Origin of the sequence: Nonomuraea sp. NPDC049480 (assembly GCF_044465905.1) — a bacterium.
Lineage (GTDB): Bacteria > Actinomycetota > Actinomycetes > Streptosporangiales > Streptosporangiaceae > Nonomuraea.
The window spans coordinates 201,458-219,486 of record NZ_JBITMD010000009.1; the positions used below are offsets into that span (position 1 = coordinate 201,458).

Sequence of the window (18,029 nt, forward strand, 5' to 3'; positions counted from 1 at the left end):
TCCTTCCCTGCCCGCAGCAGGGCTTGCGACTCGTTGCTGTTGTGTGATGTCGTGCCGCATCGTCATCAAGGAGGCGTTGTCATGCCGTTCATCGTCGATCTGACCAGCGGGACCGTCGAACGCGCATACCGCGCCGGCGAGCCCGGCCACTACGGCGGGTCCATCCTCGGATTGCGGCTGATGGCCGAGCGCACTCCTGCCGGGCTGGATCCCCATGACCCGCGATCGTTGTTGTACGTCGCGGCCGGGACGCTGGGCGGGACGCGGGCGCCCGGGCTGGCCAAGGCCGTTTTCCTGGCCAAGTCGCCGTTGACCGGGGTGGCCGGGGAGGCGCATGCGCTGGGGCCGTTCGCGGCCGGGATGCGGGGCGCCGGGGCCAAGGCCCTGGCCGTCACCGGCCGGGCCGAACGGCTCTCCTATCTGCTGATTGAGGGTGGCGAGGTCTCGTGCCACGAGGCCGGGGAGCTGCGCGGGCTGGGCACCGCCGCCACGACGGACGCGTTGCGGACCCGCCATGGAAGGGACGCCCACGTCGCGGCGATCGGGCCGGCCGGGGAGAACCTCGTGCGGTACGCGAGCGTCGTGACAGACCACGCCTACGCCGCCGGCCGGTACGGGATCGGCGCGGTGTTCGGGGCCAAGAACCTCAAGGCGATCGTGTGCGTGGGCGACGCGCCGGCCGAGGTCGCCGATCCGGAGGCGGTCGCGGCGATCGACGCCTACTACCGGGACTCGCTGGCCACCAACCCGCTGGCCGCGCTCCAGGTGGGTGAGCCCGGGTTCGCGGGGTGGGTGGGCGAGCCGCCCGCGCCCGGGTACGCGGCCGTACGGAACTTCTCCGTCACGGGCGCGTCCGGCCTGCGGGTTCCGGAGGCGCGGGACTACGACGGGCGGGCGGTGGCGATCAGCGGCGCCTGTCCGGGGTGCCCGAACGACTGCCTCAAGGTGTACGCCCCGCCGTCCGCGGGCGAGCGCCGGTCGGGCGGGCTCGGGCAGGAGGCGTTCCTGTCGCTCGGGTGGAATCTGGGGATCGACGACCTCGACGCCGTGCTGGAGGCGAACGCCCTCTGCAACGATCTCGGGCTCGACCAGGTCTCGCTGGGCGGGACGCTGGCCTTCGCCATGGAGTGCGCGGAGCGCGGGCTGCTGCCCGGCGGGCCCGCGTTCGGGGACGCCGCGGCGCTGCCCGGGCTGATCAGGGACGTCGCGGCTCGCGCGGAGGAGCTCGGCGCTCTGCTGGCCGAGGGGGCGGCTCGGGCGGCCGGGCGGCTCGGGCCCGAGGCCGCGCGGTACGCGATGACCGTCAAGGGCGCCGAGCTGCCCTGCTTCGACCCGCGCATCCAGCCGGGGATCGGGCTCGGGTACGCCGTCGCCCCCAACGGCCCCCGCTACGACGCCCTCGAGCACGATCTCGACTTCGATCCCGTCGCCGGGCTGGTCTACAGCTTCCCCGAGGCGCGGCGGATCGGGGCCGAGCCCGCCCCGGCCGGGCAGGTCGACGCCGAGCGGGGGCGGCGGAGCGCCCGGCTGCTGCGGCTGTGGAGCGGGCTGGACGCGCTCAACCTGTGCGTGTTCGCCTCCTCCCCCACCAGGCCGCTGACCATCGACCGCCTGACCGCGCTGGTCACCGCCGTGCTGGGCCGGGACTTCACCCTGGAGGATCTCCTCGGCGCCGGGCAGCGGCGGCTCGACGAGATGCGCGCGTACGCCGAACGCGAGGGCATGGGCGCCGGGCGCGACGAGTTGCCCGCGCGGATGCACGAGGAGCCGGTCGCCGAAGGCCCCCACAAGGGCGCCGTGCTGGACCGGGAGGCGTTCGGGCGGGCCCGCGACGCTTTCTACGCGGAGCTCGGCTGGCCGAGCGGCATCGGGGCGAGCTGATGGTGCACTGCTACCGCATGCTGGGCTCGGTCGAGGAGGCCGAGGACCTGGTGCAGGAGACGTTCCTGCGGGCGTGGAAGGGGCTGCGAAGCTTCGAGGGCCGATCGTCGCTCCGGGCGTGGCTGTACCGGATCGCGACGAACGCCTGCCTCGACGCCCTCGACGGCCGGGCGCGGCGCGTCCTGCCGCACCACCTGGCGCCCCCGTCCGATCCCAGCGTGGACCTGCCGCCGCGCACCGACGTCCCCTGGCTGCAGCCGTTCCCCGACCGGATGTGGGAGCCGGCCGCGCCCGGCGATTCCGGGCCGGATGCCGTGGCGGTCTCCAGGGAGACGCTGGAGCTGGCGTTCCTGGCCGCGATCCAGCACCTGCCGCCCCGGCAGCGCGCGGTGCTGATCCTGCGTGACGTGGCCGGCTGGCCGGCCAAGGAGGTCGCGACGCTGCTGGAGGGCAGCGTGGCCGGCGTGAACAGCGCGCTGCAGCGGGCACGGGCGACGATGCGCGAGCACCTGCCCGAGCACCGCATGGACTGGGCGCCGGCGGCCGAGCCGTCGCCGGAGGAGCGGGCGGTGCTGCGGCGGTACATGGACGCGATGGAGCGGGCCGACCTCGCCGCCGTGGCCACGCTGCTGGCCGCCGACGTGCGGGCGACGATGCCGCCGTTCCCGATGTGGTTCCGCGGGCGGGCGGCGGTCATGGCGTCGCTGGAGGCGAGCTGGGACGCCGACGCTCCCTGGTACGTCGGATCCTTCCGCATGGTGCCCGTCGGCGCCAACCGGCAGCCCGCGGCGGCGGCCTACGTCCGGGCGCCCGGAGACACGACCTTCCGCGCGTTCGCGGTCGGCGTGCTCCGCATCGAGGCGGGGCTGATCACGGAGATCACAGCCTTCCACGACACCGGCCTGTTCGCCGCCTTCGGCCTCCCCTCCGAACGCGACCGATGAGTCCGCACCATGGCGGTTCGGCGCACTCCCAGTCGGCAACCGCACCTTCCACACCGGCCTGCGGAGCCGGGTGCGCAGGTTCGGATCCTGCACGGGGGCACGCAGAACACGGGAAGCATCTTCGGACACTCATCATGCAGTGCCGGCGGCCGCGCAATCGAAAGACGGGGCCGATTCGCCTTCTCGTACGCAATGGTGAGCCGCGGGTGGAAGCGACGGCCGGCCAAAACTTTACCCAATCCCAAACCCGCTGCCAGCACGGCATTTCAGGCCTCCTGGCAGGCCGACACACCGATATCCGATTTGCCCCTCTTGTGTCATCTTTGGGATATATGTACCTTTTGCGTAATCGCGGCACATGTCCAGGCGAGCTTCTCGTCACATCATTGCCGCTTCGTTGACCGGACCGTGCGTTCGTCCTGGAGATCCTCAGGGCAACGCCCGGCCGCCGAATCCGCGCCTCGCGGAGCCGGGGACCCATCCTCTTTTCGGGGTGAATCGGACGCCAGCCCAGGCTGCGCCCGTAGGGCACTTCCACGCCCGAACCCGTCAGCTAACCCGGTAGGCGGCATGGAAGCAAGGAGTCAATGCCCTCATGCCCAAGCCCCGGCTTGCCGCAATCGCCCATACCCTCAAGAACCAGCTCGATCTCCCCAGCAAGCGCTTCAGCCTCGTCATCGGCGGTGCGATCCTCGCCGGAACCACCGCCATCACGGGCGTGACCGGCACGGCGCTCGCCTCGTCCATCGAGCACAGCTCGGTACACGAGGCTCACCCGGAAACCGCATCACTCACGTACGGCGTGGACGTCTCCAGGTACGAGTCCGACTTTGACTGGAACGCCAGCCCGGCCGAGTTCGGCATCATCAAGGCCACCGAAGGCACGAGCTTCCGCGACGCCTCGTTCGCCAGACACTGGCGTGAGATGGACAAGAAGGGAATCGTGCGCGGCGCCTACCACTACGGCCACCCCGGCAACGACCCCATCGGCGAGGCCGAGTACTTCCTGTCCATGGTGAACTCCCAGCCCGCCAAACCCGGCGACCTGCTCGTCCTGGACCTGGAAACCAGCAACGGTAAGTCCGTCGCCGAGGTCAACGCCTGGGCCAAGGCATGGCTGTCGCACGTGAAGACCAAGACCGGAATCACCCCGATGCTCTACAGCGGCTGGAACTTCGCCAACGCCTATGGCAAGGGCCTGGCCGAATACCCGCTGTGGGTCGCCCACTACAGCAAGCCCAAGGGCGAGCTCACCCCACCCGCCGACTGGAAGTCCTGGACCATCCACCAGTACACCGACTCCCCCGTCGACCAGAACGTCTCCGCACTGACCCCCGACCAACTGCGCAAGCTGGGCCGCCCTGCTGTCTGACCGAGCAGACGGAGATGGCAGCGGCCATCACCCGACGGTGGAGGTTGGGACAGCCGCCCGCGTGCCCTTTCCGACCTTCACCGCTCCACTTCTGCCCCGCAATGCATCACGGGCACCTGGCGACGCGCTGCTCGGCCCGCGCCTGCAGCGAGGCCGGCAGGCCGCTCCGTAAACCAGTCAGCTCCTGGGACGACAAGAGCACGGCAGCACCACATGGGCATGGTCAGGAAGGACAACCAGAACGCCTGACGAACTCACTCACCCGCTCCCCGGGAAAGTCCTCTGCCCGGAACGGCTGAACCCGCATGAAGAACCCGGTCGGTGCGATGCGCTTCACGCACGTCAACGCGTATCCGACGCGATTTCGACCGGTACTCAGCACGTGGGACATGAGCAGGTCCCTTAGTTCCGCCTGGCTGATGGCCGGCCAGTACAGGTGCACGCCGTCGACGGTCTCCCGGTCCAGGAGCCCTGCGCGGCGAAAATCGCCCCACGAGGCCATCCCATCCAAACTCCTATAGCATATAGTAGATCAGACGAGTGAGCTGGTCGACACCTTCGCGGCGCCCTTCGAGCGGTTGCTCCGCGACGGCGTGCTCGATGGCTCGCTCCGCGAAGTTCCTCCCACCGTCACCGCCACAGTGCTGTGCAAAACCGCCGGCTGGGGCTATGTCCACCTGCGCGCCGGCCACGAGTGGCCGCCTGAGCGCGCCAGGGACGCCGTCGTCGACCTGGTCACGAACGGCCTGCCGCCGTAAGGCGTTCCTACGACGCATCATAGGAGCCATCCCGTATGCTCTGACCATGAGGTCAACGGAGGCGGGACGGCCGGCGGGCATGCTGCCGCGTCTGCTGCTCCTCGTCCTCCTCATGCTGGGGGTGGCCGCGATGCACACGCTCGGCCACCTCGTCGGCCCCGACGCGCCTCAGCCGTCCGCCACCGGCATGCTCCATGCGGAGGGTGCGCACTCCCCCGTGCCGGACTCCGGATCCGGCGATGCGCCGAGCGGGGCTCCCGACCCGGCGTCCGTCTGCCTGGCGATCCTGGCCGCTCTCCTCATCCTGGCACCGCTGGGTCCGCGCATCGCAGGCCTGGCCGGCGCCTGGCTGCGATCGCATCCCGGATGGCGCGTATCACGGCGGCTTCGCGGCCCGCCTCCTCTGTCACTCATCCTGACGCGCACGGTCGTGCTGCGGACGTAGGCGTTCCGGCCCGGACCGCTGGAGCCGTCATGCCCAGCCTCGTCCGGTCTCCGCCCGTCCGTCAGCGCAAACGTCAGCGAGGCATCAACCATGCAGCAGATCACTCGGCGCGTCCTGTTCCGGGGCGGTCTCGGTCTCCTGGGCGGGGCCGCCCTCACCGCCTGCGACCAGAACCGCACCCCCACCTCCTCCCCCGCCTTCATCGGCCCGGCCAGCGACCAGGTCCGCGCCGCCGAACAGGCCCGCCGTCCCGGCGCGGTACGCGACTTCACCCTCGTGGCCGCCGAGAGCGAGGTGGATCTCGGCGGCCTGACCACACGAACCTGGGCCTACGACGGCCGTATCCCCGGCAGGGCGATCCAGGTGAAGGCCGGCGAGGTGATCCGCGCCCGCCTGTCCAACACCCTGCCCAAAGACACCAGCATCCACTGGCACGGACTGGCGCTCCGCAACGACGCCGACGGCGTCCCGGGCGTCACTCAGCAGCCCGTCGCGTCCGGAGCCACATACGTCTACGAGTTCACCACTCCCGACCCGGGCACGTACTGGTTCCACCCGCACACCGGCACCCAGCTCGACCGCGGGCTGTACGCCCCGCTGATCGTGGAGGACCCGAACGAGCCGCTCACGTACGACGGCGAATGGATCGTGATCCTCGACGACTGGCTGGACGGGGTCACCGGCACGCCGGACGAGGTGCTCGCCGAGTTGTCCGGCGGCATGGGGGGCATGGACCACGGTGGCGGTACGCCGGAGGAAATGCCGGGCACGGATCACGGCGCCATGACTCCGTCCCCCTCCGGCACGGCCAAGCACATGCTGATGGGCGCCACCAGCCTGCTGCTCGGCGGGGACGCGGGCGACGTGCGCTACCCGCACTTCCTGCTCAACGGGCGGATCGCCACCGCACCGGAGACCTTTCGCGCCAAGCCCGGCGCGCGGCTGCGCATCCGGATCATCAACGCGGGCGGCGACACCGCCTTCCGCGTGGCGCTGGCCGGACACCGGATGACCGTCACCCACTCCGACGGCTTCCCCGTACAGCCGATCGAGACCGACGCGCTGCTGATCGGCATGGGCGAGCGCTACGACGTGCTGGTCACCCTCAAGGACGGCGCCTTCCCGCTGGTCGCCCTCGCCGAGGGCAAGAACGCGGTAGCCCGCGGCCTGGTCAGGACCAGCCGTCAGGCCTCGGCGCCCAAGGCCGGCCTGCGCCCGCGCGAACTGGAGGGCGACGTCCTCCGCTACGCCGAGCTCCGCCCGGCCGAGGCCGTGCGGCTCGCTCCCAAGAACCCCGACCGCACCATCAAGCTGGAGCTCACCGGAAGCATGATGGCCTACGACTGGGGGATCAACGGCAAGAAGTACGACCCGAAGATCATCTCAACGATTCGGCCGGGCGAGCGGGTCCGCCTGTCATTCGTCAACCGCACGACGATGTGGCACCCGATGCACCTGCACGGCCACACCTTCGCCCTGGCGGAAGGCGGCATCCGCAAGGACACCGCCATCGTCCTGCCGAACAGCAGGCTGGACGTCGACTTCGACGCCGACAACCCCGGCCTGTGGATGATCCACTGCCACAACATCTACCACGGCGAATCCGGCATGATGACCCTGCTCGGCTACCAGCAGACCTGACGCGACCACCACCCGCCGGGTTCAGCGACGGGCAGCGAGCTCAGGCGCATGGACCACAGGCTCCGCGGATCTGTCGAGCTTCGCCGGCCAGACCATCAGAATCCTGATCGAGGCGGGCGACACGGCGGGCGGCAGCCTGGTTGAGGCCGCCGTGGACGATGTCAGGATCACTCAATAAGAACGTGAGATGTGCCGGCGTTGGCCTGTGTGCTAGATCATGCCCACGCCGACACATCTACTCTGAAGAATAAGTGATCCCTTATCGGCCTCAGAACGCGGGGTGCACCGAGGTCTCGGCGAATCTACGCGCGTCCGTCCCTCGGGATGGATCGGTCGTCGCCGCGGGTCCAGACCGCGACCGTGCGGAGCTCTTCCCGTGTGTACGGCTCGCCGCGCAGCGAGCTGCCCTCTGCCCGCACGAGCACTCGATAGAGGCCGGCCACGGGGGTGGGTACGGTCCCGGTGAACTCGCCGTCGGCCACCTCGGGCAACGGCATCCGGTGCGGCTTGGCGGCGGGCCCGCTGACCACGGCGCCGACCGAAGCCGTGTGCGCGAGCGGGATCCCGGCCTCCGCCAGCGACGCGGTGATTTGCGCGTCGCCGCCGGGACGGCGGGAGGACTGCTTCACGGCGATCGCCATCCGGATGGCCGAGCGGGCCTGGACGGCCAGGGTGCAGGGCAGGCCGTGCGTCTTGATCCGGTTGATCGTCTCGAAGTCCCTGCGTTCCTCCAGTTCGTTGATGATCCGCTTCAGCTCGTCAGGGTCGATGGACAGATGGGCCTTCCACTCCCCGCCGACGGCCCCGGCAGCGCCGGGCTGGGCAGGGCCAGCCGGAGCACGCGGTGGTTGGCCGTGGCGGCGAGCTGGGCGCCGTTGGTGTCGTCGATGCGGGTACGGTCGGGCGCTTCGAGCGCGACCACCTCCCCGGGCAACGTACGGTCGCCGATCACGAGAAGATGCGCCTCACGCCGTCGCTTCAGCGGCGCGACGGGGTCGGCCGCCGGTGTCGCGGCAGGAAGACGCCTGTTCATGGCGGATGGCCGCTTGACCGGTTTCGTCGTCTCAGGAACGGCTTCCATCCCGGCGAGGACCACCGCACCCGTCGCCAGGACGACGATGATCACTGCGGACAGCAGGTAGATCGCCGAGAAGCTACTACGATCCATCGTCTCGTCAGACCGTTCCGACGTTCGTGCGCAGAGCCGAAATGACGTCTCCTTATCGATTGCTACTACGCAATATAGTTATGTTGGGCGATGTTAGTGCAGGCGGAGGTGTTTGCGTAGCCAGCGGGTGACCGGCGGCAGGGTGGCCAGACGGAGTGGCAGATCCCGCTTCAGCAGGTCCAGCCGGTTGGCGGGCGCGTGGGAGCCGGTGTTGCGGCGACCCATGGCTTGACGTTCTTCGGCTTCGGGACGCAGTTCGGTCTCCCACTCGCGCAACGCCGCCGGGATGTCGCCCGGATGGCGGCGCAGCGCCGTGCCCAGGAGTTCGGCGCCTCCGACGGCCAGGGAGGAGCCGTAGCCGGCGAAGAGGGTGACGCACCAGGCGGCGTCGCCGAGCAGCACCACCCGTCCGTCGCTCCAGCGGTCGGCGACGATCTGGGAGACGCTGTCGAAGTAGACGCTGTCGGCCGACATGTCCCGGATCAGGTCGGGAGCCGCCCAGGCGACGTCGCGGTAGGCCTCCGCCAGTGCCCGCTGTGGCCCCTTGGCCAGCTCGGCAGCCGGGTCCGCGGCGCCGTACGTGAAGAAGGCCGCCGTCCGGCCCGGCCCCAGATTGGCGATCATGAAGATGTGGCCGACGCGGGTGACGGTGGTGAAGGCGCGTTCGCGTGCGCCGTCCGGCAGGTGATCCAGCGTCGTCGCGGCGACCACGTGGCCGAGGTCGCGGCGGAAGCCTTCTTCTGGACCGAGAACCAGCTCGCGCACCTTCGAGTGCAGCCCGTCCGCTCCCACCAGCAGGTCCGCGTCGAGTACGGTGCCGTCGTCGAGCTCGGCCCGCACACCGTCCTCGTTCTGCTTCACCGCGGTGAGCGTGGTGCCGAACCTGATGGGCGCCGCGCCTTTCACCGCCTCGTAGAGCGCTTCTTCGATGTCGCCGCGCATCAGCGTCAAGCCGCGGTCCCCGAGCAGCGCCTGCACGGTGCGGTGCGGGACGGTGAAGCGGTGCCGGCCGCCCGGTTTCCGGTAGACCATGTCCACGGCGCCGGCGTGGCGCTCGCGTAGTGCGGGCAGGACGCCCATGCGCTCGGCGGCGTCGTAGCCGCGGCCGAAGAAGGCGACGACGTATCCGCCGCTCCTGCGGGCGGAGGCCCGCTCGATCACCACGGGCTCCCAGCCGATCTGGTGCAGCCGCAGCGCGGTGGCCAGCCCGGCGATGCCCGCCCCGACGATGACGGCTCTGCTGGTCATGGTTGTTCCCTTCGGTTGTGGAGGACAACGAGGGCGATGACGACGACCACGGCCATCAGCCCGGCGGCGACGCCGAACCCGACGCGGTACCCGGCAACGAGTGCCTCGGCGGGCGCACCCGGCGTGGTGGCGGTCGCACGGACCGCGACGCTGGACAGAACGGCGAGTCCCAGCGCGCCCCCGAGCTGGGCGCTGACGTTGAGGAGCGAGGAGGCCACGCCGCTGGACGAGGGCGGCACACCGGTGAGGGCGGCCGTGGTGAGCGGGACCACGATGACGCCGAAGCCGAGTCCGACGACGAGCAGCGGCGGCATGACGTCCGCCATGAGGGTGCCGCCGGCCGAGAGCCGGGTGAACAGCAGAAGCCCACCCGCCGTGATCAGTGATCCCGCGGCGATCACCAGGCGGGTGCCGAAGCGCCTGACCAGCAGCGGGCCGAGGGCGGATCCGGCTATGAGGATCACCGTCAGCGGCACGTACACCAGTCCGGTCATCAGGGCGGAGTAGCCCAGCACGCCTTGCAGGTAGAGGGTGGCGAAGTAGAAGACGGCGAACATCCCTGCGCCTCTCAGCGCCTGGATGATGTTGGCCCCGAGCAGCGATCGGTTGCGGAACAGCCCCAGCGGAACCAGCGGCTGTCTGGCGATGCGGGCTTCGTGGAGCACGAAGTAGGTGAGCAGCGCGGCGGCGGCCACGATCAGGGTGAGGGTGCGTGCCGAGGACCAGGCGTCGGCGTCGGTCTGCAGGACGGCATAGGCCATCAGCCCCACCCCGGCCGTGGACGTCAACGCGCCAGGCAGGTCGAACCCGCGGGAAACACGGGGAGGCCGTTCCCCATCGGGCAGCAGCCGCCCGGCCACCAGCAGGAGCAGGCCGACCGGCAGGTTGACGAAGAACATCCAGCGCCAGCCCGGTCCGTCGGCGAACAGCCCGCCCGCGATAAGTCCCACGGTGCTCGCGGCCCCGGTCGCGGCGCCCCAGACGGCGAACGCCCGGCTTCGCGGCGGCCCTTCGGGAAAGGTCAAGGCGATCAGCGCCAGCGTCATGGGGGCGATGAGCGCCGCACCCAGGCCTTGAACGGCCCGGGCCGCCACCAGCACCCCGTCGCTCTGCGCGAACCCCGCCGCCGCCGACGCCACGGTGAACAGCGCCACCCCGCCGAGCAGGACACGCCGGTGGCCGTAGAGGTCACCGAGCCGGCCGCCCAGCAAGAGGAATCCGCCGAACACCACCATGTACGCGTTGACCACCCAGGACAGCGTGGCGGCGGAGAACCCCAGGTCGTCCTGGATCGCCGGTAACGCCACGTTGACGATCGTGACGTCCACACTGTCCAGCACCTGGGCCAGGCACAACACGCCGAGCACAGCAACGTGTCTGCCGGTCCAGACGAACTCTCGCGTCTCCATAGGCCTCCTCAGCCGAGAATGAGCATCTGCTCATAAGGTATGAGCAGATGCTCATTCTCGGCAAGGCCCAGCGCTGATCAGGTAGATTGGGTGCTCATGTCACCGCGTGGCGTTGCGATCCCGGACGTACGGCAGCAGCTCTTCGACGCCGCCGAGCGCGTGCTCCTGAGCAAGGGCCCCTCGGGTCTGACCGGGCGCGCGATCACCAAGGAGGCCGGCTGCGCCACCGGCCTGCTCTACAACCACTTCACGGATCTGGACACCTTCCTGGCCGCGCTCTTCCTCGACCGCGCCGACCGGGCAAGCGCCGGAATGGCCCGCTTGCCGGGCCTGGCGGGCAGCGGTGACATGGTCGACAACCTGATGGGCGCCATCGAAACGCTGTTCGCCGGCAACCTGCTTGCCCTCGCCGGGCTCGCCATGGCCAGACCGTCCATCATCAGCCACCTGAGCGACGCGCTCGCCGACGGCACGCTGGACATGGATGCCAGCGAACGCGCCTTCGCCGCCTACCTCCGCGCCGAACAGGAACACGGCCGCATCCACGCCGACGCCGACGTCGAATCGCTCGCCCTCGCCCTGGTAGGAGCCGCGCATCAACTCCTGCTCACCCGCGGCCCTCAGGCACCCGGCCTCCGCGACCGCATGCGCAAGACGGCAACGACTTTGATCGCAGGTGTCAGACCGCAGGCGTAGCAGGAGTGCGTTCGGTCCTCCTACGCGGCTTGGCAGTTCTCCACCGGCGCGTCTGTCACAGTGGGCTCGCCGGCGGTCCCGTACCAGACCATCAAACGGAACACCAGCACCTACGGCGCGCACTTCGCGGAGGTCCGGGTCGACGAGGACACCGGCGAGGTACGGGTCTCACGCTGGGTCGGCGCCTTCGACGGCGGCCGCATCGTTTCGCCCAAGCAGGCCGCCGGCCAGATGCGCGGCGGCATCATTCAAGGCATCGGCATGGCGCTGATGGAGGATACGCTGCTCGACGAGCGTTCAGGCCGGATCGTCAACGCCGGCCTTACAGGCATACCGCTGGTTGATTCCCTTTCTCGAGGCGGACGAGACGAAGGCCACCTGATCAGTCCCGGGTGATGCCCCAAGACCACAGAAGACGGTCATGCTGATCCGCCTCCTGGAACGGGTGCCACCGGACGAGCCCGGCTCCCGGAGCACTTGCCTCTGCCGAATCAACAGAGCCATGACCCGCCCGGGCACTTGCCGTGCCGAGGCGGGTCAATGACATCAGAGCCGGTCGAGGATCTTCTGCAGCTGCTCCGCCTCGGCTTGCTGGGTGGTCTCGATGGTCTTGGCCAGTTCCTTGGCCTTCGGGTCCGAGCCGTTGGCCTGCTCGGTCTTGGCCATCTCGATCGCCCCGTTGTGATGGGCGATCATCTGCTGGACGAACAGCTTGTCGAACGCCTTGCCCTTGGCGGCTTCGAGCTTCTTCATGTCCTCCTCGGACATGACACCCGGCATGCTGTGCCCCATCCCACCGGAGTCGGGGTGGACGCTCCAGTCGGTCAGCCAGTCCTTCATGGTCTGGATCTCCGGCGCCTGAGCAGCTTTGATCTTGGTGGCCAGCTCCTTGACCTCGGGATCGCTCGCGCGCGTCGACGCGAGGCCGGCCATCTCGACCGCCTGCTCGTGATGCGGGATCATCATCTGCGCGAACATGACGTCCCCATCGTTGAAGGTGGCAGACGGCTGCGCGCTGCTCGCGGTGGCGGCAGGCGCACTGCTGCTGCTCATCCCCTCATGTCCGGCCATGGAGCCGCCGCCGCCCCCGCCACAGGCGGTCAGCAGAGCGAGCGCACCTGCGGCGGCGGCGAGGGAGATCTTGCGGTTGATACGCATGGTTGTCCGGTCTCTCGAATCGTCGGAACTGCCGGCCTGTTCGCGGACGGCCTCGAAGGCCCGTCCGCACGGGTCATCGGCCTATATGCGCAATATCGAGAGACTCGCCGGCCGCGGGGACGTGGGCTTGGGCGGAGGCCGGGCGACCTGCCGGGCCGGTGACCGCACCGCCCCGCCGCCACCGAGTCGCCGCCCCGCTCTGATGGAGGCGGCTACCAGCAGCACGACCACGAGCGAGGTCAGTATGGCCAGGCATACGCTGGTCGGGTCGCATCCGGGCATCTCATGCTCGGGAACGAATGCCCGGAGTCCCGTCGAAACAGCGATCAGGGGCTCTTGAGCGATGCCCATGCCGTGTGCATCCGATGGAGAGCCACCATGCCGGCAGTCGACGTGTCCCAGGGTGTGCATGCCGTGTACGCCCAGGGCCAGGACGACGAGCAGGAGGCCGCGCGCGGCTCGCAACGCTACGCGTCGCCGCACGACTCCCATCGGCCCTCCCTGGCGATCGGCACGTCACGAAGCCGTCAGTCTACTAACAGGCCTCGTAGCAACCCGCCCAAGCCGTCCGGGTGCCGCCATGGAGAGGTACGGCACCCAGCCCGCCGGCCGTTCACGAAGAAGCGCTTTCCTCGCGCCGTTTTTCGCCGAGCGCCGGGGTCAGACGGCGGTCAGTTCGTAGCCCGCCTCCTCGACGGCCTCGCGAACGAGCGTCTCGTCGATTGGGTCATCCCCCGTCACGGTCACCTTGCCGGTGGCCAGATCCACATCGACAGCCGTCACACCAGCGATCTTGCCGACCTCGGACTTCACCGTACCCACGCAGTGGCCGCAGGTCATTCCGCTCACGGTGTATGTAGCGCCGGTCATCTCGATCCCCTCGTCATCAATACCCTCAACAGGTATTGGCCGCCTGCACGATACGACAGAGATCTCATGCTCGACAACCCTGACCCCCTAGGGGTATATGAGACCTGTCTCACGTCAATCACGTATAACGCGTCCGCCGGATGCTCCACCCCCAGGTGCCGCTCGACCGGCGCGAACGCCTCGCGGGACTCTTCACGGTGACGGCGCTGCTCGCCGGTCCCACCGTCCTGGCCGCGGCCCCAGGCGTGGGCGCGTTTCTCGCCCACCACTGCCATTCCTTCCTCGTCGCGCTCTAGCTCGATCTTCTACGAAGATTGGTAGTAGGCGGTTGTAGACTCGCGCCCATGACGTACATGGGTCGCCGGCTGCGCACGGGCGCCGCAGGCATCGTTCTGGGGCTGGCCCTGGCGAGCTGTGGCCAGGCGCCGCCGGAGCTCGGCGGCGCGCCTGAGCCCGATCTGGGTGTCGGCCATGTCCACGGGCTCGGCGTCGATCCCGCCGATGGTGCCCTCTACGTCGCGGGACATTACGGACTGTTCAAGGTCACGTCTCCGACCGCCATGGCCCAGGTCGCCGACCGCGACCAGGACCACATGGGCTTCACGATCGCCGGCCCGAAGACCTTCCTGGCCAGCGGACACCCCTCCGCCGAGGACGTCTCACCCGGGCTCCCGCCGCACCTCGGCCTCATCAAGTCGACGGACGCGGGGATCACCTGGAAGACGATCTCGGGGAACGGCTCCGCCGATTTCCACTCCATCCAGCCCGCCGGCGACATCCTCTACGCCTTCGACAGTCAGACGTCGAAGATCTGGCGAAGCCTCGACGGCGGCGCCACCTGGACGCAGGGCACCGAGGAGAAGGTGATCGACCTCGGGGCCGGCGCCGACGAGTCCTCGCGTGTGTACGTGACGACGCCGGACGGGCTGAAGATCAGTGAGGACGGAGGGGTGAACTTCACCGACGTGGTGAAAGCGCCCTTGCTCAGCCATGTAGACGTCCTCTCCGGCGGATTGCTGGTGGGGCCTGGAGCCGACGGGAAGATCCACACCAGTCAGGACGACGGCAAGACCTGGTCGGCCGCCGGCGCACTCCCCGGCCAGGCCGTCGCGTTCACGGCCGTGGACCGGCAGCGCCTGCTGGCCGCCCTGGAGGACGGGACTGTGCTGGAGTCGAAGGACGGCGGGAAGACCTTCGACACCGCCTTCCGCGCCGCCGGCTGACCGGTCGTCCGAATCCACGATGAACCACCGTGAGCAGGCAGCTTCGCGTGAAGGGGGCAGGCCATGAGCGATCACACCCAGGCGCACCATGACGACGGCAAGGAACACAGCACCGCGGTCCTCGATGTCAGCGGGCTGCAGTGGGCCTCCGAACAGAACGTCGTGGTGGCCACGCTGAGCCGCCGCCCCGGTGTGCTGCACGTGGAAGCCAACCCCGTTGCCCAGACGGCGACGGTGAGCTTCGACCCGCGCCGGACCTCTCTGGCCGAGTTGCGCACGTGGGTGATCAAGTGCGGGTACCACTGCGCAGGGCAGTCTGTGCCCTCCCACATCTGCGATCCGATGGCCGAGCCCGACCCACCCGGCACAGTCACGCTGGAGGCTCCGCACGCCGGCCACCCGGCTCACACCGAAGAAGCGGCCTCCCCCCACGACATGATGGGGCACGGGGGCCATACCGGGATGTCCATGGCCTCGATGGTGGCCGACATGCGCAACCGCTTCCTGGTCGCCGCGATCTTCTCCATCCCGATCGTGTTGTGGTCGCCGATCGGCACCGAGGTGTTCGGGCTGGACCTGCCCGTCCCGTTCGGGCTTCGCCAGGACGTGTGGGCGCTGCTGCTCAGCCTGCCGGTGATCTTCTACTCGTGCTGGATCTTCTTCGACGGAGCCGTACGCGCGCTTCGAGCACGGACACTGGACATGATGGTGCTGGTGGCCGTCGCCGTGGGCGCGGGCTGGCTGTACTCCCTGATCGTGACCCTCACCGGAGGCGGCGAGGTGTTCTACGAGGCCGCGACCGTGCTGGCCGCTTTCGTGCTGCTCGGCCACTGGTTCGAGATGCGCGCACGGGGTGGCGCCAACGACGCCATCCGGGCCCTGCTCGATCTGGCGCCACCGAAGGCGACGGTCATCCGTGACGGCGAGCCCGTCGAGGTCCCGACAGCCGACGTGATGGTCGGCGACCTGCTGCTGATACGTCCTGGCTCGAAGATCCCGGTCGACGGAACGGTCGAGGAGGGTCAGAGCGAGGTGGACGAGTCGATGGTCACCGGCGAAAGCCTGCCGGTGCACAAAGAGGCCGGCTCGGCGGTCGTCGGCGCGACCATCAACCGCAACGGCACCCTGCGAGTGCGTGCCACCAAGGTGGGGGCGGACACCGCCCTGGCGCAGATCGTCAAGCTGGTCCAGCAGGCTCAGAGCTCCAAGGCGCCGGGACAGCGGCTGGCTGACCGGGCGGCGTTCTGGCTGGTCCTGGTCGCCTTGATCGGGGGCGGTCTCACGTTCGCGGTCTGGCTGCTCCTGGCCGGTCAGCCGTTCGGCGTCGCGATCCTGTTCGCCATCACGGTCGTCGTCATCACCTGCCCGGATGCGCTCGGCCTGGCCACGCCGACGGCCATCATGGTCGGTACCGGGCTGGGGGCCAAGCGCGGGGTGTTGTTCAAGAACGCGATGGCGCTGGAGACGTCCGCCCGCATCCAGGTCGTGGTGATGGACAAGACCGGCACGTTGACCAGGGGCGAGCCGGAGGTCACCGATGTCATCGCCGGCGACACGGTGGCGGCGGAGGAGCTGCTGCGCCTGGTCGCGGCCGTGGAGCGGGAGTCGGAGCATCCGCTGGCGGAGGCGATCGTGCGCCATGCCGACGGTCTGGGCCTGGATGCGATGAGAGCCGAGCGATTCGAGAACGTTCCTGGCCACGGCGCCATTGCCGAGGTCGGCGGCCGGAAAGTGGTGGTCGGCAACCGGCGGCTGATGAAGCGCGAAGGCGTGACGCTCGGGAAGATGGCGAGCCGGAGACAGGAGATGGCCGAAGGCGGGCGTACGGCTGTGATGGTCGCCGTCGACGGCACGGCGGCCGGCGTCATCGGTATCGCGGACGCGGCTCGCGAGACCTCACCGGCGGCGGTGGCCGCTCTGCACGAGCTCGGCGTCGAGGTGGTCATGCTCACGGGAGACAACGCCGCCACCGCGGAACGCATCGCCCAGCAGCTCGGCATCGACACGGTGATCGCCGAGGTGCTGCCGGGAGACAAGGCGGCCAAGGTCGCCGAGCTTCAGGAAGGCGGACGTAAGGTCGCCATGGTGGGAGATGGCGTCAACGACGCCCCGGCTCTCGCCCAGGCCGATCTGGGCATCGCCATCGGTGCCGGTACGGACGTGGCCATCGAGACCGCCGACGTCGTGCTGATGCGCTCCGATCCCCTGGACGTGCCCACGGCGCTGCAGATCGGCCGTGGCACCCTTCGCAAGATGCGGCAGAACCTCGGCTGGGCGATCGGCTACAACGCGCTCGCGCTGCCCATCGCCGCCGGCGTTTTCGAGCCGGCGTTCGGGCTCGTGCTCCGGCCAGAGATCGCCGCGCTCTCGATGTCGGGCTCCAGCGTCATCGTGGCCGTCAACGCCCTGGCGCTCAAACGGCTGCGCCTGCCCGCTGCGCGAGAAGTCCGGTCAGGATGACCGTGACGAGGCGGCGGGCGGCGTCCTCGGAGGGCAGTTCGCCGGCCGCCGAAACGGCGTGCAGGCAGTAGGTGGCGAGTTCTTCCGGCGCGACGTCGTCTCGGAAAGCGCCGGCTCGCGCGCCTTCCGCCACGAGGTCCCGGATCATGTCGTGGAGCTGCCCCTGGGCTCGGGCAATCTTCTCGTCGCGGTGCAGGAAGGCCACGAGCGCGTTGTCGCCGTGTCCGCGGGACCGCTGGCCAATGAGGGCGTAGGCCTCCAGCACGGCTCGGAGCCGCTCTTGGGCGTCGCCGGCCTGGTCGCGCACACCGGCAAGGTGTTCGAGGTGGGCGGCGATCTGCCGTTCGTGCCGGGCGAGCAGGATCGTTGCGACGTCCGGGACGTATTTGTACAGGGTCGCGCGTCCGATGCCGGTCTGCTCCGCGATCTGCGACATGGTGACTGCTCGCAGCCCGTGCTCCGCGACGAGCGCCGACGTGTGGTTGAGGATCGCGTCGCGGTCCTCGTCTTCCTGGCTCTCGCCGTCATCGGCTTGACGAGCAACGACGCTCAGACAGACAGCGCGGTGCTCGCGCTGGTGTTGCTGCTCTTGGCCACCGTGCTGGCGGTGTACAAGCCGCGCGGCCGCACGCGATACGCGATCAGGACACGCCCCACCGCATCCAGTGCTGCAGCGCCCCAGCGATGAGCTGGACGGCGATCGCCGCAGCCTGTTCCATGCGGATGGCTCCGAGCCGGTGTTCGCCCGGAGCCATC

At 69.5% G+C, this 18,029-nt stretch carries 18 protein-coding genes and 1 riboswitch; of the genes, 11 read left to right on the forward strand and 7 right to left on the reverse strand.

Annotation, left to right across the window (positions count from 1 at the left end; translation table 11 throughout):
- The first annotated feature begins 81 nt into the window (after positions 1 to 81).
- The 5 genes from ACIBX3_RS26495 (at position 82) to ACIBX3_RS26515 (ending at position 7,041) form a co-directional block, all read left to right on the forward strand.
- Positions 82 to 1,881 carry an aldehyde ferredoxin oxidoreductase C-terminal domain-containing protein gene (locus tag ACIBX3_RS26495; protein ID WP_397121402.1) on the forward strand — a complete coding sequence of 600 codons (1,800 nt, stop codon included), beginning with the start codon at positions 82 to 84 and terminating at the stop codon, positions 1,879 to 1,881.
- The gene (locus ACIBX3_RS26500; RefSeq protein ID WP_397121404.1) at positions 1,881 to 2,825 is read left to right on the forward strand and encodes an RNA polymerase subunit sigma-70; all 945 of its coding nucleotides are present in this window, start codon (positions 1,881 to 1,883) and stop codon (positions 2,823 to 2,825) included. Before ACIBX3_RS26495 ends, ACIBX3_RS26500 begins: the two co-directional genes overlap by 1 nt.
- A 436-nt stretch (positions 2,826 to 3,261) precedes the next feature.
- Positions 3,262 to 3,408, forward strand: a riboswitch (cyclic di-AMP (ydaO/yuaA leader).
- Between the two features lie 12 nt (positions 3,409 to 3,420).
- Positions 3,421 to 4,197, forward strand: a complete 777-nt coding sequence (locus tag ACIBX3_RS26505; RefSeq protein WP_397121406.1) for a glycoside hydrolase family 25 protein — start codon at positions 3,421 to 3,423, stop codon at positions 4,195 to 4,197.
- A gap of 804 nt (positions 4,198 to 5,001) precedes the next feature.
- The gene (locus ACIBX3_RS26510; protein ID WP_397121408.1) at positions 5,002 to 5,400 is read left to right on the forward strand and encodes a hypothetical protein; all 399 of its coding nucleotides are present in this window, start codon (positions 5,002 to 5,004) and stop codon (positions 5,398 to 5,400) included.
- Between the two features lie 90 nt (positions 5,401 to 5,490).
- A complete protein-coding gene (locus ACIBX3_RS26515; RefSeq protein ID WP_397121409.1) occupies positions 5,491 to 7,041 on the forward strand; it encodes a multicopper oxidase family protein in 1,551 nt (516 codons plus the stop codon).
- Between the two features lie 302 nt (positions 7,042 to 7,343).
- Here the strand turns inward: ACIBX3_RS26515 and ACIBX3_RS26520 are convergent, their stop codons facing one another.
- The 4 genes from ACIBX3_RS26520 to ACIBX3_RS26535 all read right to left on the reverse strand — a co-directional run bounded on the left by ACIBX3_RS26520 (position 7,344) and on the right by ACIBX3_RS26535 (position 10,866).
- Entirely contained in the window at positions 7,344 to 7,682 is a 339-nt protein-coding gene (locus tag ACIBX3_RS26520; RefSeq protein ID WP_397121411.1) for a hypothetical protein, read from the reverse strand.
- Between the two features lie 110 nt (positions 7,683 to 7,792).
- The gene (locus ACIBX3_RS26525; protein WP_397121413.1) at positions 7,793 to 8,209 is read right to left on the reverse strand and encodes a hypothetical protein; all 417 of its coding nucleotides are present in this window, start codon (positions 8,207 to 8,209) and stop codon (positions 7,793 to 7,795) included.
- A 93-nt stretch (positions 8,210 to 8,302) separates the two neighbouring features.
- Positions 8,303 to 9,457: an FAD-dependent monooxygenase gene (locus tag ACIBX3_RS26530; protein WP_397121415.1), complete on the reverse strand. Its 1,155-nt coding sequence runs from the start codon at positions 9,455 to 9,457 to the stop codon at positions 8,303 to 8,305.
- The gene (locus ACIBX3_RS26535; protein WP_397121417.1) at positions 9,454 to 10,866 is read right to left on the reverse strand and encodes an MFS transporter; all 1,413 of its coding nucleotides are present in this window, start codon (positions 10,864 to 10,866) and stop codon (positions 9,454 to 9,456) included. Before ACIBX3_RS26535 ends, ACIBX3_RS26530 begins: the two co-directional genes overlap by 4 nt.
- A 96-nt stretch (positions 10,867 to 10,962) precedes the next feature.
- Here ACIBX3_RS26535 and ACIBX3_RS26540 point away from each other — a divergent pair, with 96 nt between their 5' ends.
- Together ACIBX3_RS26540 and ACIBX3_RS26545 are read left to right on the forward strand one after the other, a co-directional pair.
- The gene (locus ACIBX3_RS26540) at positions 10,963 to 11,562 is read left to right on the forward strand and encodes a TetR/AcrR family transcriptional regulator (protein ID WP_397121419.1); all 600 of its coding nucleotides are present in this window, start codon (positions 10,963 to 10,965) and stop codon (positions 11,560 to 11,562) included.
- A gap of 60 nt (positions 11,563 to 11,622) precedes the next feature.
- On the forward strand, positions 11,623 to 11,958 hold the full coding sequence (locus ACIBX3_RS26545; RefSeq protein WP_397121421.1) for a molybdopterin cofactor-binding domain-containing protein: 336 nt from the start codon (positions 11,623 to 11,625) through the stop codon (positions 11,956 to 11,958).
- Between the two features lie 150 nt (positions 11,959 to 12,108).
- Here the strand turns inward: ACIBX3_RS26545 and ACIBX3_RS26550 are convergent, their stop codons facing one another.
- Together ACIBX3_RS26550 and ACIBX3_RS26555 are read right to left on the reverse strand one after the other, a co-directional pair.
- Complete coding sequence (locus ACIBX3_RS26550; protein ID WP_397121423.1) at positions 12,109 to 12,720, reverse strand: DUF305 domain-containing protein; 612 nt, start codon at positions 12,718 to 12,720, stop codon at positions 12,109 to 12,111.
- Between the two features lie 660 nt (positions 12,721 to 13,380).
- A complete protein-coding gene (locus ACIBX3_RS26555) occupies positions 13,381 to 13,590 on the reverse strand; it encodes a heavy-metal-associated domain-containing protein (protein ID WP_397121425.1) in 210 nt (69 codons plus the stop codon).
- A 140-nt stretch (positions 13,591 to 13,730) separates the two neighbouring features.
- Between ACIBX3_RS26555 and ACIBX3_RS26560 the strand changes: the two genes are divergently transcribed.
- The 3 genes from ACIBX3_RS26560 to ACIBX3_RS26570 all read left to right on the forward strand — a co-directional run bounded on the left by ACIBX3_RS26560 (position 13,731) and on the right by ACIBX3_RS26570 (position 17,273).
- Complete coding sequence (locus ACIBX3_RS26560) at positions 13,731 to 13,886, forward strand: hypothetical protein (protein ID WP_397121427.1); 156 nt, start codon at positions 13,731 to 13,733, stop codon at positions 13,884 to 13,886.
- Between the two features lie 48 nt (positions 13,887 to 13,934).
- Complete coding sequence (locus tag ACIBX3_RS26565; protein ID WP_397121429.1) at positions 13,935 to 14,813, forward strand: F510_1955 family glycosylhydrolase; 879 nt, start codon at positions 13,935 to 13,937, stop codon at positions 14,811 to 14,813.
- Between the two features lie 63 nt (positions 14,814 to 14,876).
- Positions 14,877 to 17,273 (forward strand): heavy metal translocating P-type ATPase, encoded by a 2,397-nt coding sequence (locus ACIBX3_RS26570; protein ID WP_397121431.1) that lies wholly within the window; start codon positions 14,877 to 14,879, stop codon positions 17,271 to 17,273.
- On the opposite strand, the gene ACIBX3_RS26575 is transcribed toward ACIBX3_RS26570, so the two are convergent.
- Positions 17,227 to 17,826 carry a TetR/AcrR family transcriptional regulator gene (locus tag ACIBX3_RS26575; RefSeq protein WP_397121754.1) on the reverse strand — a complete coding sequence of 200 codons (600 nt, stop codon included), beginning with the start codon at positions 17,824 to 17,826 and terminating at the stop codon, positions 17,227 to 17,229. The two genes, ACIBX3_RS26570 and ACIBX3_RS26575, sit on opposite strands and share 47 nt — an antisense overlap.
- On the opposite strand from ACIBX3_RS26575, the gene ACIBX3_RS26580 reads away from it, so the two are divergent.
- Positions 17,728 to 17,961, forward strand: a complete 234-nt coding sequence (locus ACIBX3_RS26580; RefSeq protein ID WP_397121433.1) for a hypothetical protein — start codon at positions 17,728 to 17,730, stop codon at positions 17,959 to 17,961. The genes ACIBX3_RS26575 and ACIBX3_RS26580 overlap by 99 nt on opposite strands.
- Positions 17,962 to 18,029 lie beyond the last annotated feature (68 nt).